The sequence below is a fragment of the Staphylococcus sp. TE8 genome (assembly GCF_000692055.1).
Classification (GTDB): domain Bacteria; phylum Bacillota; class Bacilli; order Staphylococcales; family Staphylococcaceae; genus Staphylococcus; species Staphylococcus capitis.
In genome coordinates, this window is sequence record NZ_JMGB01000002.1 from 165,303 (window position 1) to 181,206 (window position 15,904).

General features: G+C 31.0%; 13 protein-coding genes. 6 read left to right on the top strand and 7 right to left on the bottom strand.

Annotation, left to right across the window (positions count from 1 at the left end; translation table 11 throughout):
• Positions 1-51 precede the first annotated feature (51 nt).
• Both CM54_RS07260 and CM54_RS07265 read right to left on the bottom strand, forming a co-directional pair.
• Entirely contained in the window at positions 52-714 is a 663-nt protein-coding gene (locus CM54_RS07260; RefSeq protein WP_023351240.1) for an ABC transporter ATP-binding protein, read from the bottom strand.
• On the bottom strand, positions 714-1,769 hold the full coding sequence (locus CM54_RS07265; protein ID WP_037550194.1) for an ABC transporter permease: 1,056 nt from the start codon (positions 1,767-1,769) through the stop codon (positions 714-716). Before CM54_RS07265 ends, CM54_RS07260 begins: the two co-directional genes overlap by 1 nt.
• A 132-nt stretch (positions 1,770-1,901) precedes the next feature.
• On the opposite strand from CM54_RS07265, the gene CM54_RS07270 reads away from it, so the two are divergent.
• Both CM54_RS07270 and CM54_RS07275 read left to right on the top strand, forming a co-directional pair.
• Positions 1,902-2,576 (top strand): response regulator transcription factor, encoded by a 675-nt coding sequence (locus CM54_RS07270; RefSeq protein WP_030063514.1) that lies wholly within the window; start codon positions 1,902-1,904, stop codon positions 2,574-2,576.
• Positions 2,569-3,936 carry a sensor histidine kinase gene (locus tag CM54_RS07275; RefSeq protein ID WP_037550197.1) on the top strand — a complete coding sequence of 456 codons (1,368 nt, stop codon included), beginning with the start codon at positions 2,569-2,571 and terminating at the stop codon, positions 3,934-3,936. Before CM54_RS07270 ends, CM54_RS07275 begins: the two co-directional genes overlap by 8 nt.
• Before the next feature lie 133 nt (positions 3,937-4,069).
• Here CM54_RS07275 and mqo read toward each other — a convergent pair whose 3' ends face one another.
• A complete protein-coding gene (gene mqo, locus CM54_RS07280; RefSeq protein ID WP_037550200.1) occupies positions 4,070-5,548 on the bottom strand; it encodes a malate dehydrogenase (quinone) in 1,479 nt (492 codons plus the stop codon).
• 344 nt (positions 5,549-5,892) lie between these two features.
• Between mqo and CM54_RS07285 the strand changes: the two genes are divergently transcribed.
• The gene (locus tag CM54_RS07285) at positions 5,893-7,038 is read left to right on the top strand and encodes a glycosyltransferase family 4 protein (RefSeq protein WP_037550203.1); all 1,146 of its coding nucleotides are present in this window, start codon (positions 5,893-5,895) and stop codon (positions 7,036-7,038) included.
• A gap of 53 nt (positions 7,039-7,091) precedes the next feature.
• Here the strand turns inward: CM54_RS07285 and CM54_RS07290 are convergent, their stop codons facing one another.
• The gene (locus tag CM54_RS07290) at positions 7,092-8,693 is read right to left on the bottom strand and encodes an L-lactate permease (RefSeq protein ID WP_002432694.1); all 1,602 of its coding nucleotides are present in this window, start codon (positions 8,691-8,693) and stop codon (positions 7,092-7,094) included.
• Between the two features lie 349 nt (positions 8,694-9,042).
• Between CM54_RS07290 and CM54_RS07295 the strand changes: the two genes are divergently transcribed.
• Positions 9,043-10,722 carry a CDP-glycerol glycerophosphotransferase family protein gene (locus CM54_RS07295; RefSeq protein WP_023351233.1) on the top strand — a complete coding sequence of 560 codons (1,680 nt, stop codon included), beginning with the start codon at positions 9,043-9,045 and terminating at the stop codon, positions 10,720-10,722.
• Between the two features lie 55 nt (positions 10,723-10,777).
• On the opposite strand, the gene CM54_RS07300 is transcribed toward CM54_RS07295, so the two are convergent.
• The 3 genes from CM54_RS07300 to CM54_RS07310 form a co-directional block, all read right to left on the bottom strand.
• Positions 10,778-11,377: a hypothetical protein gene (locus tag CM54_RS07300; protein ID WP_023351232.1), complete on the bottom strand. Its 600-nt coding sequence runs from the start codon at positions 11,375-11,377 to the stop codon at positions 10,778-10,780.
• 324 nt (positions 11,378-11,701) lie between these two features.
• Positions 11,702-13,870 carry a bifunctional glycosyltransferase/CDP-glycerol:glycerophosphate glycerophosphotransferase gene (locus tag CM54_RS12360; protein ID WP_082243233.1) on the bottom strand — a complete coding sequence of 723 codons (2,169 nt, stop codon included), beginning with the start codon at positions 13,868-13,870 and terminating at the stop codon, positions 11,702-11,704.
• A gap of 399 nt (positions 13,871-14,269) precedes the next feature.
• Entirely contained in the window at positions 14,270-14,788 is a 519-nt protein-coding gene (locus tag CM54_RS07310; RefSeq protein ID WP_037550206.1) for a GNAT family N-acetyltransferase, read from the bottom strand.
• A gap of 162 nt (positions 14,789-14,950) precedes the next feature.
• On the opposite strand from CM54_RS07310, the gene tatA reads away from it, so the two are divergent.
• Positions 14,951-15,172, top strand: a complete 222-nt coding sequence (gene tatA / locus CM54_RS07315; protein ID WP_002432296.1) for a twin-arginine translocase TatA/TatE family subunit — start codon at positions 14,951-14,953, stop codon at positions 15,170-15,172.
• Positions 15,111-15,890, top strand: coding sequence for a twin-arginine translocase subunit TatC (gene tatC, locus CM54_RS07320; RefSeq protein WP_051600352.1), 780 nt, complete (start codon positions 15,111-15,113; stop codon positions 15,888-15,890). Before tatA ends, tatC begins: the two co-directional genes overlap by 62 nt.
• Positions 15,891-15,904: the final 14 nt, after the last annotated feature.

Consider the following 15,904-nt stretch of genomic DNA (forward strand, 5'->3'; position numbering starts at 1 on the left):
AGATAACGAAAACTACTATTCAAGTAGACTAACGTTACCTCGCTCTTTTTATTAGTTGATTATTTTACCGTCATAAAGTTCTATAACACGGTCTGCATATTTAAATAAACTTTCATCATGTGTAATCATTATACCAATCATACGTTTGTCACTAATCTGTTCTTTAATCATTGCTACGACATCTCTAGCTCTCTCTGCATCTAAACTTGCGGTAGGTTCGTCAGCTAGTATGATTTTAGGATGATTCATAAACGCTCTCATAATCGCTACACGTTGTTTTTCTCCACCTGATAACATATAGGGATAGCTTTTCACCCTATGTGTTAAACCAATCTCATCAAGTAATTCATTAGCCCGTAACTTTGCTTCTCTTTTAGACATTCCCGCTTCTTTACCAACAGTGATCAGTTGTTCTTCTACAGTGAGGTACGGGATGAGATATGACGCTTGAAATATAAAGCCGATGTCGTTGAGCCTCATTTTAGTATTGTTGTTGTTATTAAATAAAGGGCTTTCTTCATAGATGAGTTTACCAGATGTAGGTGATAATAAACCGCCTAGTATCGTTAATAATGTAGTTTTGCCGGAACCAGAAGCACCATTTAAGATAACGAATTCTCCATCCTGAACTTCAAAATTGATTCCTTTTAAAACTTGCGTTTCAGATTCATTTTCTCCAAAAGTTTTAACAATATTATCTACCATTAATGTCATTATTCATTTCCCCCTATCGCTTCTATCGGATCAATTTTTAAAAGTTTAATGAACGAGAGTGACGCGCCAATTAAACCAACGAATAAAAATATTATTAATACAACTAACATGTTGCTCACTTCTAAATGAAATGGCATTGTAACCGGTAAAATTTGATTTATTAATATAATTAAAGCTTCAGATATAATTACACCAATCAGAGTAATTACTGAAATTTGAACGATTAATGAAATAAGTAAATGTGGTGTGGAAATGCCTATAGCTTTAAGTATTCCTATCTCGGAAATTTTCTGTATCGTCATTACATAAAAGAATGCGCTTAATACTATTGCTGTGATAATAAATAAACTATAAATCATCATTTTCAATGGACTTTGCTCAGCTTTGTAGCTAGCAATATGATTCGTTAATTCTTGTGCTTTTACATGTTGCACACCTTTAATTGAATTGATTTCATGCTTCTGTTTACTAGATAAATGACTCAATGAATAAAATGAAGCCACACCATTATTTTTATTTTGAAATACGTTTTGATTCATAAGAATCACATTACTATGCGAATACATAGCATCTTTAAGAATTCCTACGACTTTATATGGCTTACCTTCTTTTGTGAACTTCACTTTATCTCCTTTTTTAATCCCTTTTGCGATAAGTTTTTCATTCACTACAATTTCATTTTTATGATTTGGGTATGTTCCAGATTTTAGATTAAATTTATTTTCGGTCGTATAGTTTAATGCAACGACATTTTCTTCATTACCTTTTATATTTAAAGTTTTTGACATCATTTTTATTGGTTGCTCGTTAACGATTTTGTTTATTTTAAATTGTTGTTTAGAGTTTAATGAAGATTTTTCTAGTTGTGGTTCCTTCATTTTCTGAATAATAAATTGGTTCCCTTTAAGGTGATCAAATAGAGAAATGTTTTCCCTGGCAAGTCCTTGAGCCAACCCACTGATAAATAAAACCATCGTAGACATTAAAAATACGATAAGCATTATAAGTATAAATCTGAATTTATAAAATTTAATTTCCTTCCATGCTAAATTCATTTATAGTCACTCCTTTATCTTTGTCACAAGAATTTTAAGAAGTGAATGTGAACTGAATATGAACGAACTTCGATATGTTAAATTAAAATTGGAAATAGTATAATAAATAAAAAACTTAGGAGCGAAAAGATGATGGCGAGCTGTTTAGTTGTTGATGATGATCGAAAAATATTAGATTATGTAAAATCTCATCTAATAAATGAACATTTTGAAACACACGCTTTTTTAAGTGGTGAGGAGGCACTTCATTTTCTTGAAAAAGAGAATGTCGACATAGCTATCGTTGATATTATGATGAATGGCATAAATGGTTTCGAATTATGTAAAACTTTAAAAGAGGATTATGATATACCCGTTATTATGTTAACGGCAAGAGACGCTTTAAGTGATAAAGAACGTGCTTTCTTAAGCGGGACAGATGACTATGTAACTAAACCATTTGAGGTGAAAGAATTACTATTTAGAATCAAAGCGGTGTTAAGAAGATATCAAATTAATGCTGAGTCTGAACTTAAACTTGGAAATTTAACACTCAATCAACCATATATGGAGATAAGCGTTGATGCTAAAACGATAAATCTTCCTAATAAAGAATTCCAATTATTATTTTTATTAGTGTCTAATCCAAAACACATTTTCACTCGAAATGACATCATTGAAAAGATTTGGGGCTTTGATTATGAAGGAGATGATCGAACTGTTGATGTACACATTAAAAGACTGCGTCAAAAGTTGTCTAGATTAGGTGCATCAATTTCAATACATACGGTCCGTGGACAAGGGTATAAGGTGAATCAAGATGTTTAAAACACTTTATTCTAGAATTGCAATCTATACCATCACAGTGATACTTTTTAGCGCCTTTATAAGCTTTGTCCTTACAAATATCTATTATCATTTTAATTTAAAAGCCTCTAATGATGCTAAAATTATGAAAACCTTAAAAGAAGCACGCAATTATGAAAACGCACAAAACACTCAATCACTCTCCTCTTATTTTAAACATTTGGGAAATATGAATTATCAAATACTTACTGTAGATAATCATGGTACAAAACATTTTTATGGAGAACCATTCCGTCGAGATACATTACCACAATCTGCTATTCAATCTGTAATGAATGGTAAAAATTATCACGGTATTAAAAATAAGCCATTTGAATTATTTGTCACAGGTTTTTTCGATAATGAAACGGATAACACGGTAGGCTTACGCTTTAAATCTAACGATAAACCAGTTGCAGTATTTATGCGTCCTGATATTGGTGAAACATTTAGTGAGTTTAGAATATTTTTAGCCGTGTTACTTGGGCTATTACTTGTCATCTCAATTTCATTAGTTATTGCTTCTACGTATTCAATTATTAAACCCGTTTCTGCTCTGAAAAGTGCAACCCATAGACTGATGAAAGGCGATTTTCAAACTCCTATCAATCAAACACGTCAAGATGAAATTGGCACCTTACAATCAAGGTTTGATACAATGCGCAAACGTTTAGGACAAGTAGATGAAATGAGACAACATTTTGTCCAAAATGTATCTCATGAAATCAAAACTCCACTCACACACATTCAAAGTATATTAACTCAACTACAATTATCTAAAAGTAAAGAAGAAAGACAAATGCATGTTAATGAGCTATTTAATATTACTACTCAAGTCAGTGATTTAACGCAAGAACTATTATTACTATCTGAATTAGATAACGCAGAACATTTAACTTTAGATAAGCGCATCCACTTAAATGATTTAATTAAAGATATTGTCAGACATGAGCAATTCCATATTGAAGAAAAAGATTTAGTAATTATGACAGAATTAGATGAGGTATATTTCCTAGGAAATGAAAGACTTATTCATCAAGCGTTGAGCAATCTTATCATCAATGCCATTAAATACACACCACAATATGGCTTAATCCAGATACATCTATCAATAGAAGCATCCAATATAATTTTTACCATCGAAAATGAGGGCGCAGTCAGTGATAAAGATATGTCTCACATTTTCGAAAGATTTTATAAATTAAACAATGATCAGAGTAGTAATGGTTTAGGTCTCGCAATTACAAAGTCTATCGTAGAATTGCACAATGGTAATATTTCTGTTCAATCCAACGACGCTACAATCTTCACAATTCAATTACCTATTAAAAACACTGTATAAACTAACTCCTAACCATGTTTTAGTTTATACTTTATCTTCATAAAAAAGGCTCTAAGATGATTTCAAGTTTGAAACCATCTTAGAGCCTTTGTTTTTAATTGACTTACTTTATCATTAACTTAGCTTCTACAAATTATTTAACATTTAAATACTTTGTAATTTCTTTATTTACGGCATGGTATACATCTTTATGTTCTGAGAGTTTCAAGCCAAATGAAGGTACCATTTCTTTGATTTTAGATTCCCAACCACTAAATTCTGATTGATAACAAAGTTGTAATACATCAAACATAATATCTACTGCTGTTGACGCACCTGGTGAAGCACCTAAAAGAGCTGCTAGTGTACCATCTTCAGAAGTAATAACTTCCGTACCAAACTGTAGGTTACCTTTAGATTTATCAGTATCTTTAATCACTTGAACACGTTGTCCTGCAGTAATTACTTCCCAATCCTCGTCTTTAGCTTCAGGGAAGAACACACGTAAGTCATCAACACGTTCTTCATTAGATAACATTAATTGAGATACAAGATATTTAGTTAAATTAAACTCTTTAACACCTGCACTTAACATCGTTACTATATTATTTGGTTTAACAGATTTAATTAAATCTAAATATGAGCCAGTTTTTAAGAATTTAGGTGAGAAACCTGCGAAAGGTCCAAATAATAAAGAACGTTCGCCGTTAACAAAACGTGTATCTAAGTGAGGTACAGACATTGGAGGTGCTCCCACCTCTGCTTTACCATACACTTTTGCATGATGCTGTTTAATAACATCAGGATTTTTACATCTTAAGAATAATCCACTTACTGGGAAACCACCAATGTGTTTAGATTCTTTAATACCTGTTTTTTGTAATAAGGGTAAACTAGCGCCACCAGCACCGATAAATACAAATTCCGTTTCATAATTTGTTATTTGACCAGATGTTAAATCTTTAATAACAACATTCCAATTACCATTATCCTGTTTCTTAATGTCTTGAACTTCATGCTTATAATTCACTTCGACATATTTCTCTTGTAAATTGCTAATTAATTTTTTCGTTAAAGCACCAAAATTCACGTCTGTCCCTGTTTCATCATAAGTGATAGCAATAGGCTCTTCTGACTTACGCCCTTCCATCATTAATGGTACCCATTTCTTAATTTTTTCAGGATCTTCAGAGATTTCCATTTTTTCGAAAAGAACATTCTTTTGAAGACTATCTACACGACTTTTCAAGAAACGCACATTATTTTCGCCCTTAACAAAACTCATGTGTGGTACAGATTGGATAAACTTACCTGGGCTATCTAATTGACCCGTACGTACTAAATACGTCCAAAACTGTTTAGACACTTGGTATTGTTCATTAATCTTTATCGCTTTAGTGATATCAACTGAGCCATCTTTACCTTCTTTAGTGTAATTCAGCTCGCATAATGCTGAATGCCCTGTACCAGCGTTATTCCAAACGTTTGAACTTTCCTCACCAGGTTGGTCCAATCTTTCAAATAATTTAATTTCTTTCTCAGGTGATAATTCTTTAAGTAATGTTCCTAATGTTGCACTCATAATGCCGCCACCAATTAAGATGACATCTGTTTTGCTATGTTGTGTACTCATAACAAATACAGTCCCCCTTTTCAATGAATAAATGGAACGATTGACTCTAATGGATTTGTTTTAATATAGATTCCTATATTAAAGCGCTTTCTAAACCTATAAAAAATATATCCCAAGAGTTATTTAAGGAAGACTTGATTCTCCCTCATCATAACCATTGATTAAACTAGTTTAATTATATACTATAAATTGCTATTCACAAAAGGATAAAAAGTCAGATATCTATAAATTGTTAAACTCTTACCCTTAAATAATGCTATTAATCCATTCTAACATATTACCTTTAGTAGTCTGACTAATGTTATAATGAACTACAAGATTATAGAAACAATGAGGTGTTTTACATGAAATCGTTCACGTTTTTCATGCATAATATATATGCTATGGGTGGAACAGTAAAATCTATTTCCCAGCTCGCTAATACTCTGTCTCAAAAAGGTCACTCAGTTACAATCATCTCAGTATTTAGAGGCGCACAATCGCCCTATTTTAAATTAAACAAAGATATTAATATTAAAGTATTAGTTGACTATCGTTTTAAAGCCAAAAATTTCAAAGCGATTGTCGCTAATCGTGTAAAATCTTATACTCCACTTTTAAAACCACAAAAAATTTCTCAACATGAACCAGGATTAAATCAGTTTTCAAGTTATGTCGAAAAGAAAATGATTAAAGCCATCAAAAATGTGTCTTCAGATGTATTAATTGGTACTCGTGCGAGCTTCAATATTTTAATCTCAAAATATGCCAAAACTCATATCACCAAAATAGGTATGGAACACATGAATTTTGATGCTCATCCTGAGCAATATCAAAGAGAAATTATTGCTGCCTATAGAAACTTAAATAAAGTCACTACATTAACTGAAAGTGATCAAAAAAAATATCAATCTCGACTTAAAACTCCTGTATACGTCGTACCAAATATGGTAACTGAGAAAAAAATTGCTGCGCCGAAGAAAAATATTATCTTGGCCGCTGGTCGTTTAGAACATGAAAAAGGATTTGATTTACTTCTTGAGAGTGTGAGACTTATACAAGATTATTTAAGAAGTTTAAACTATGAAGTACATCTTTATGGGGATGGAAAAGAACAACACCAATTACAAGAATTTATCGATCAATATAATTTAAGCGATATTATTCAAATCAATGCGTCTACACAAGAATTAAATAGTAAATTAGCGCAAAGCAAAATTGTTGTTGTACCTTCTCGTAATGAAGGTTTTGGGATGATTATTTTAGAAGCGATGCTTCAGGATAATATAGTTATTAGTTTTAAAGGCAATGTAGGTCCTGAAGCTATTATAAAAAATGGCCATAATGGTTATCTTGTAGAGTATGAAAATGTATCACAATTAGCCAAGCAAATTGATTTAACAACACATAATTATCATGAACTTGATCATATTATTCAAAATAGTAAAGAAACCTTAAAATTATATCACCCGGATACAGTATATGAAGACTTTATGAATATGTTCAAATAATTAAACATCTCCAAGCCTACTAAGAACTTTTAAAGGCTTGGAGATGTTATTTTTTATAGTAATAATGATAAGATGAATGTCCATAAACATACGAATACGAGTAAACCGATACTGTATCGTAATGTCATTTTAAGTAACTCAGATTCTTTACCAACCTCTTTAACGGCAGCTGTTGCAATCGCTATAGATTGTGGTGAGATGAGTTTGGCTGCTACACCACCTACAGTATTTGAAGCAACAAGCAATGATCCACTAGTACCTATTTGTTGAGCAACTGATGCTTGAATAGGTGCAAACAATGAGTTGTTGTTGACGACGGAACCTGTCATGAATACGCCAATCCATCCAAGTATAGGTGATAAGATTGGGAAGACACTACCTGCTTTAGAAATACCTTGACCCATCGCACTACTTAATCCACCATATGTTGTAATTTTAGAGATTGCCAGAATAAAGCAAATAGTAAGGACTGGTAGCCAAAGTTCTTTAAAAGTGACACCAAATAAACGACCAGCATCTCCAAAGTTTACTTTCTTAGACATCAATATAGTAATAACGATCGTTAGTAGAATAGCTGTACCTGTTTGGCCAATAATATTAAGTGATAATACAATTGGTTTGTGTGCTATATCACTGAATGTACCTGGTAGATTAAAGTTAAACACAAGTGATGATAATTTACCTTTTGGTAAGAATAACCCTTTAAATGATGGAGAACTCCATATCATGACAATGATTGTTAAGATAACGAATGGGCTCCATGCATATAATATTTCCTTACCTTTATGATGTTTAACTGGTTCTGGTTCAACATCTTGTTGAATTCTAAAGATATGTTTAGGTTGGAACTTTTTAGAAAATAAAGCTAAAGCTAGCATAGATGCAAGTGGCGGAATAATATCTGCTAACTCTGGTCCATTGAATACAGTTAATAGTGCTTGTAAAACTGTATAAGTGACAGAAACAACTAAAATAGATGGTAATGTTTCTTTAATACCTTTGAAGCCATCAATAATAAAAATTAATAAAAACGGAATAAAGAAGTTAATAATGGCTAATGTCAGTGTTGCGGTTTGTGAAACACCCATAGCTGTAACATTTCCCGGTAAATGTAATGTATCGACCACTCCAACTGGTATACCTATTGCCCCAAAGGCACCTGACGCTGCATTAGCTACTAAACATAACATTGCTGCTTGAAGTGGTTTAAAGCCAAGTTGTGATAATAATAAAGCACAAATTGCAATTGGCACCCCAAAACCTGCAGCACCCTCTAAGAACGCATTAAACGAAAATCCTATCAGTAATAATTGAATACGTTGGTCTTGAGAAATACTTGTTATACTATCTTGTATAGTTGAAAATTGCCCAGACTCTAAAGTAATTTTATAAAGTAATACCGCCATCATTACAATATAACCAATAGGTATCACCCCTTGGAAGAAACCTTCTACAACTGCACCAGAAGCGATTCCCACTGGTAATTTGAAAAATGGAATTGCAATGAGCAATGTCACTACAAGTGTAGTTATCGCTGCATAAATTCCTTTCATTTTGAAAACTGTTAAACATAGTAAAAATAAAATGATAGGTATTGCTGCTACTAAACTTGATAATATTAAATTACCAAATGGATTAAATGTTTGTACTAACATATTTTGACTCTTCTTTCCTAAAAATTTTCTATGAATTTAACTAGCAACATACTAATTTTAAACAGTTAACAAAAATTAAATAAAAATTAGTATGTCATCCCCACAAATATTTGTGAACTTTTTCACAAGAAAAATATATCATCTTTCTTTTAAAAATACAATAGACTTTTTATAGTTTATTCAAGAAGATTTCAAAACCTCAAAGTTTAATATTTTCCTAAAAAAATATAGTACTAAGTTTTTAGATTTATTACATTGAAAGTCATTTTTAAGCAGTGAATTCATGAATTATAGTGAGCCACATGATAAAATAGTAGTAATAAAAGTTTAATAGATAGAAGGAAAACGAATGATAAAACAAATAAACATTTCACATATGGAGAAGTTGGAAGGACTATTAGAAAAAGCTTTACATGAGGGTTACACACATTTTGTACCCTATTCAAATGAAATTCAGATTCATCAATCAATGTTAAAATCCATTGAGCTACCTTCAACTTCATTTGTTGTCGATTATACAATACATAATACGTATCTTAATGACTGTAGATACTTTGGTAAAACATATATTAACTTTGAAGATTGGGTACAAAATATTAATTTATATCCTAATGTTATTTACGAAATCAATTCAGCGCTTAAGATATTGAATAAATTTGAGGTTGAAACGATATTTGACTTAGCTTTATTTACTATTCTTAAGGGCCATGTAGCTGTAGAAGGACATGTGGCACTTGATTTTAAAGACTCCCTCCGAACAAGCAAGGTATTCTGGAGAAGTTTTGACCGTAATGGATTAAATTATAGAGATCAATTCTTTCTTAATAAAATTGCATATGAACATCAACGTAGAATCCCTTTCACACGTGTACCTTTCAATGATCATGATAGTATACGTTATTCTGATTCCGTGTTATTAAGTACTAAATTCAAAGCACCAAGATGGCTCGTAAATCCAATTAAAAATTATTCATTACGTAAACATAAGGAAATTAGTTATATTTATGATAAAGATGATTCTAAAATTAAATCACATGTCGTATTTTTAGGTTTTGATTATCATTATAGAGGAAATTCTAAGTATCTATTTAATTACTTTGTAAAACATAACGCTACAGTAGAATCATATTTTATTACTGATGATAGAACTGGCCCACATTTCATATCTCCTAATGATGAGAGTGCAAAGGAAGTCATTGAAACTGCTAGTGTTGTAATCATAGAAAGCTATCTACCTGATGATGTTCGTCCTAATGGAAAGGTCATTCAATTATGGCATGGAACACCTATTAAGCGTCTCTTTTTAGATAGTAAAGAACCGCATCAAAATCTAAACATTTATAACTATCGAGCACGTAAATATAATAAATGGGTCCATCAAGATTATCTTGTCGTTGATTCTACAGAGGTTGTAAAATATTTTGAATCTGCTTTTCCGAGTCATAAATTAGATATCCTACCTATCGGTTATCCAAGAGTCAATTATTTATTAAATAAATCTCAAGATCTCACCCTAAGAAAAAGAATTATCAAAGGGTTACAATTAGATACCTCTAAGCCAGTTCTGTTGTATGCCCCAACTTGGAAATCAAATACATCTGAAGAAGATATACTACCTTTATCTGATAAGTTACTCAATAAATATAATGTGATATTCAAAGGGCACGTTGAAAGTAAAGATAATTACATTCCTGATGGCGTGATTGTCCCACCTGAAAGTGTAGAAACACAAGATTTAATTATGATAGCTGATATTGTTCTAACCGACTACTCTTCTATTATTTTTGATGCACTCACTCTTAATAAAAAGGTATGTTTATATACGCCAAATCATGCTCAATATGTTGAAGAACGTGGTGTATATGAAGATGTACTCAATAGCTTAAAAGAAGTATGGTATACAGATGCAGAATTACTTACAAATCATTTAATTTCTGATTCAATACCACATGTAAATAGTAAATATATTAATAGACAAAATCATTCATTAGACAAACTTAGTCATTTAATAGCTCAGCAAATAAATTGATAATTACTTAAATAACGCGCTCACTTTTAAATTAAGTGAACGCGTTATTTATATACTATTGATGATAGTTTGGATCTATAAGTGTTGGTTGACCTTGTCGATTCACTGTGACTATCGAATAACTATTGTCTTTTGAGTCATCTTTAAAGCTAAATACATATCTAAATCCATCATTAGTAGCCTCGAGGGAGTAGTCATTATATTTTTTATGTGAGTTACCAAACATGTTTGCCTCATTCTTTGCTATATCTAGGGCTGTTTCAAAATTTGGAAGTTGTTGTAGTGCTTGACCTTCATTTCCATTAAATGGAGACAAGCTTCTAGCGACCTGTGTCGCGTGATTGCTTTGATAAGGTGCAACATAGTCCTTATTTTTACTATTATCTTGGTTAGATTGAGGTTGCTGTTTTGATGTATTAGTATTTTCAGTTGGTGAATCAGACGACGAAAGTTCATTATTATTACTACTAGATTTAGATGTACTGTCTTTATCTTTATGATTTTTAGACTTATCCTTTGAATCAGTTTTAGACTTTTTCTCTTTTTGTTCCTTCTTCGAACTATCATCATTTTTCTCATTTTCATCACTTCCACTATGAGAACATGCTGCTAGTATTAATGTTAGAACTGTGATACTTGCGAATAATCTCTTCATGAATATCTCCTCCAGCTTTTGAATCTATCTACCATTACTCTCATTTTATAACATCATATTTTTATAAAAAGCATAAAAAAAGAGTATAATATTAATTCCTTATTAATATTATACCCTATATTTATTAATTGAGTATTAAATTTATATACAGACTATAAGAAGTCCTTTCCCTTCTAATTAGCATCAAATATACATTTTCAAATTACTTTCGAGACATCTGTCCCATATATTGATTTAACTTTCAAATGAATTTTCTTAAGTTTAGATACAAAACAGACTGTGACAATAAAATTAGTCACAGCCTTATATATAAATATTATATTTCTACTTGTTTTCTTCGATATCTTTGTGAATAAGCTCTCCGATATATTGAGAAGCTTTACCATCATCAACTGAACAGAATCTATCATAAAAAGCATCAATTTGGTCTTGATATTCATCTTGAACTTTATCTAAGTCTTTGAGTTTTTTAGCCAATCCATATGGTTCAGTATAAATTGGACCTGGTAAATCTTTCATATAGTCCATGTAGAATCCACGTAATCCTTTATCATATTTATCAATGTCATATGCAAAGAAAAATTGAGGACGTTTTAAAATACCATAATCAAACATAACAGATGAATAATCAGTGATTAAACAATCACTTACCAAGAATAACTCTGAAACATCGTTATAATTAGACACATCAACTGCAAAGTTTTCATATCCTGTTAGATCAAGAGCATTAGAGATAAGATAATGCATACGTAATAAGATAACGTAATCATCCCCTAGCTCATTGTATAGATTTTCTAAATCAATTTTTAACTCAAATAAATATTTACCCTTACTAACAAATTCATCATCTCTCCAAGTTGGAGCATACATAATTACTTTTTTATCACTTGGTAAGTTAAGATTTGTCTTGATTTCATCGATATAGTCTTGATCGTTTGCACGATTCACTAATACATCGTTTCTTGGATAGCCTATTTCTAATATTCTAGGTTCATCCATCCAGAATGCACTTCTGAAAATTTCTGAAGAATATCTATTAGGCGAAATTAAATAATCCCAACGTGACGTTTCACGGTTGAAGTTTCGTTTATATCTTGAAGTTGTTGTACCAGGCATACGAACGACTTTCATATCATTTGCAAGTCGTTTTAATGGCGTACCGTGCCAAGTTTGAATATAAGTTTGGTTATCCTTTTTGTTTAAATATAACGGTGTACGTGCATTTGATACCCAATGACTTGCTTCAGAGTATGCTTGATAGTATTCAGCAGATCCACGTTTCACTTTTTTAGCATTACCTGGAATTACACTCTTATCAGGTTTTTTAAGTGACCAAACATAATTGTAATTTGGATAGTATTTTTGCATATATTCATATATATATTTCGGACTATCACTATAATTTTTACCACCAAATGCCTCGAAAACAATCGTTCCTTGATTAACATTTTCTTCTTTATCAGTAAGTTCATATATAGAACGATCTTTATTTTTTCTTCTGAGTAAGACATTTTTAACGTGACGCAATGTCTTTCTAAATTGGTTCACTTTAAAAGCATTCTCTGTATCTTGATTCATCAATAAAACCGTTTCTATGATATTGATGAGTTTTTGATGTTTAACAAGTTGGACGTTAAGATATTGTGCTAATTCAACAAGTGTATCTTTGTGAGCCTCATATCTTGCTTTAATATCATAATGAGTTGGATCAAAATCACGGGAAATTCTATTTTCCATTTTATTAATAATAAATGTTCGCGTCATTTTATTCGAAGTACGTTCTAAAGCATCATAGAAGCTCTTTACATATTCTTCAAAAAGAACATCAAAACTTTGCTCACTTAACGTCACTGTTTCAAAAGGATCGTAAACTTCTCCACGGAAGTAGAACGGGAAGTTAAAAATACGCATAAACTTATTAACATACTTCATATATTCAAGCGTAAATGACCAATCAGTATAAATACTTAAATCTTCGTTGAATTTCAGATGATGTGCTTTGACGATTGCAGTTCGGAATATTATATTACAAGCTGTTTGCTTTCTTAAAAATGAATTAACGTTCGCGTCAGCATTGTAATACTCAACTCTAACACGATCTAAATCAACGTATTGAGGACGTTGAAGTGTAAATGAATGAATAGGCGCTATCAAGCCATCAGTATAATTAAATTTATCTAGATAAAATGTGATTGCATATGAGGCTAAAACGTCATCTGAATCAAGAAACATAAAATAAGGTGTTTCCACTTGTTCTAGAGCAACATTACGTGCATGTGCATGTCCTTGATTACTCTCTAATTTGATATAATTAATATCTTTATCATAATCTTTTAAAGCTTCATTCATTAATTGTTCACTATTGTCAGTAGAACCATCATTAACGATAATCACTTCAAAATCCTGAGTTCTCTGTTGTTTAATACTTTCAATACAACTTTTTATGTACTCTTCTGAGTTGTAATATGTGACAATAATTGTCAGTGTACTCATGTTATACGTCCTTTCTAATAACTCTATATGAATATAACGTGATTTGGCAGACATGCTATTAGATTTTATAAATCTAATATTTGTAATTCCTCTTTCACTTTGTATTACGTATTTAATTCTTCATAAGTGAAATGCTTAGGATAATTAAAACTAGTATACTCATTAAAATAAAATGTACGATTATCATAAACACATTTTAATTCAATGATTAACTGTCATCATAGCAACTGAAACATTGACGATAATGATTACTAGTTATAACAAAATCAACGCCTTGCTTTTACTAAAATTTTACGTAAAATTCATAAAAATTTAACGTGATAATTATATCTAATTTTTAATACCTACGCTAATAATAACAAGTTCAATGTTCAAATTTTATATACTTTTTGGTATATTTTAAATTAAACTTTTTTCCATAATTAAATCTTTATCTACGACATCACCAGTATAAAATTCATGTGAACCTGTAACGACAAACCCTCTTTTTTCATAAAATCGAAGTGCTTGTGGGTTGTGCTCCCATACACCAAGCCAAATCTTAGTTTTATGATATTCCTTTGCTTTTTTGACAGCCAAGTCAATGAATTTTTTACCTCTCCCGCCACCTTGATACGCCTCATCGAAATAGATTCGTTGAATTTCTAAATAATCTTCTCCCTTTTTTTCTGTTTGGGCATGATTAATATTTAATTTTAAATATCCTACTACTTTTTGTTCATCTTTAAAAAAATAGTGAAATGAATCTTTCTCTTGAAGTTCACGAGATAATTGATTAATGTTATACGCCTCTTCAAAAAATTTATTAAAATCTCTATCATCATAAGACGATTTAAATGTATGATAAAAAGTTCTCTTAGCTATATCTTGCAATATTTCAACTTCATCACTTCTTACCTCACGGATACTTTCACTCATACCAAACAACCCCTTTTTGTCGTTTAAACTACTTTAACTTATTTTATTGGACGAGTCACGCTTTTTTATTTTATAATACTATCATTTTTCTATTGATAATCTTTATCAATGAGTATAAAGTTATAGATGAAAATTGTTTAAAAAATAGAGTGAGGTTATTATATGTTTGAAAATATGTTTGTCGTAGGTATCACTGGTCCTACAAGTTTAGTCGTAATCGCAATTATCGCATTAATTATTTTTGGACCTACAAAATTACCACAATTTGGAAGAGCTGTTGGTTCAACGTTAAAAGAATTTAAATCCGCAGCAGAACATATTGATGAAGATTCACACGAGACTCCCAGTAAAGCTTCTAAATCACAGCGAGAACAATCAAAATAGTTCTTCACTATTAGAGCATTTTGGAGAGTTACGTCACAGGCTTGTCATTGTATTGATCGCACTTATCGTTTCAGTCTTCTTAGTTTATATTTCATCACATTGGTGGATGCAACCTTTTATAAAATATATTAAACGAGCACATGTTACTTTACATACCTTCTCGTTTACCGAAACGATACAAATTTATGTAATGATTATTTTCACAGTAGCAATATGTTTAATTGTACCTATTATTTTCTATCAGCTATGGTCTTTTATAGCACCAGGCCTACATGTTTATGAACGACAATTTATTTATAAATATAGTTTTTTCTGTGCTTTATTATTCATTATAGGAGTAGCCTTCGCATTTTTTGTTGGCTTTCCAATGATTATTAATTTCTCTGAAAAACTATCTCATATGCTCAATATAGACCAAGTTATTGGATTTAAAGCATACCTAGGAGAGCTAATTAGATGGCTCCTCGTTTTTGGATTTATATTCCAATTACCTATATTATTTATGGGATTAGCTCATTTTGGACTTATAGATGTTAATCAGTTAGGTCATTATAGAAAATATGTTTACTTTGCTTGTTTTGTTGCAGCAAGTATTATTGCACCACCTGATTTAATATTAAACTTAGCATTAACACTTCCATTAATTCTCTTATTTGAAATCAGCATGTTTATCGCAAAATTCACTTATAGAAAACAAAAAATCACAAATGAACTCTAAATGAGTCTCATTTG

What these genes read in the sequence shown, in the direction of transcription:
- CM54_RS07260 (WP_023351240.1), bottom strand. Translation starts at nt 714, where the DNA reads ATGACATTAATGGTAGATAATATTGTTAAAACTTTTGGAGAAAATGAA.
- CM54_RS07265 (WP_037550194.1), bottom strand. Translation starts at nt 1,769, where the DNA reads ATGAATTTAGCATGGAAGGAAATTAAATTTTATAAATTCAGATTTATA.
- CM54_RS07270 (WP_030063514.1), top strand. Translation starts at nt 1,902, where the DNA reads ATGGCGAGCTGTTTAGTTGTTGATGATGATCGAAAAATATTAGATTAT.
- CM54_RS07275 (WP_037550197.1), top strand. Translation starts at nt 2,569, where the DNA reads ATGTTTAAAACACTTTATTCTAGAATTGCAATCTATACCATCACAGTG.
- mqo (WP_037550200.1), bottom strand. Translation starts at nt 5,548, where the DNA reads ATGAGTACACAACATAGCAAAACAGATGTCATCTTAATTGGTGGCGGC.
- CM54_RS07285 (WP_037550203.1), top strand. Translation starts at nt 5,893, where the DNA reads ATGAAATCGTTCACGTTTTTCATGCATAATATATATGCTATGGGTGGA.
- CM54_RS07290 (WP_002432694.1), bottom strand. Translation starts at nt 8,693, where the DNA reads ATGTTAGTACAAACATTTAATCCATTTGGTAATTTAATATTATCAAGT.
- CM54_RS07295 (WP_023351233.1), top strand. Translation starts at nt 9,043, where the DNA reads ATGATAAAACAAATAAACATTTCACATATGGAGAAGTTGGAAGGACTA.
- CM54_RS07300 (WP_023351232.1), bottom strand. Translation starts at nt 11,377, where the DNA reads ATGAAGAGATTATTCGCAAGTATCACAGTTCTAACATTAATACTAGCA.
- CM54_RS12360 (WP_082243233.1), bottom strand. Translation starts at nt 13,870, where the DNA reads ATGAGTACACTGACAATTATTGTCACATATTACAACTCAGAAGAGTAC.
- CM54_RS07310 (WP_037550206.1), bottom strand. Translation starts at nt 14,788, where the DNA reads ATGAGTGAAAGTATCCGTGAGGTAAGAAGTGATGAAGTTGAAATATTG.
- tatA (WP_002432296.1), top strand. Translation starts at nt 14,951, where the DNA reads ATGTTTGAAAATATGTTTGTCGTAGGTATCACTGGTCCTACAAGTTTA.
- tatC (WP_051600352.1), top strand. Translation starts at nt 15,111, where the DNA reads ATGAAGATTCACACGAGACTCCCAGTAAAGCTTCTAAATCACAGCGAG.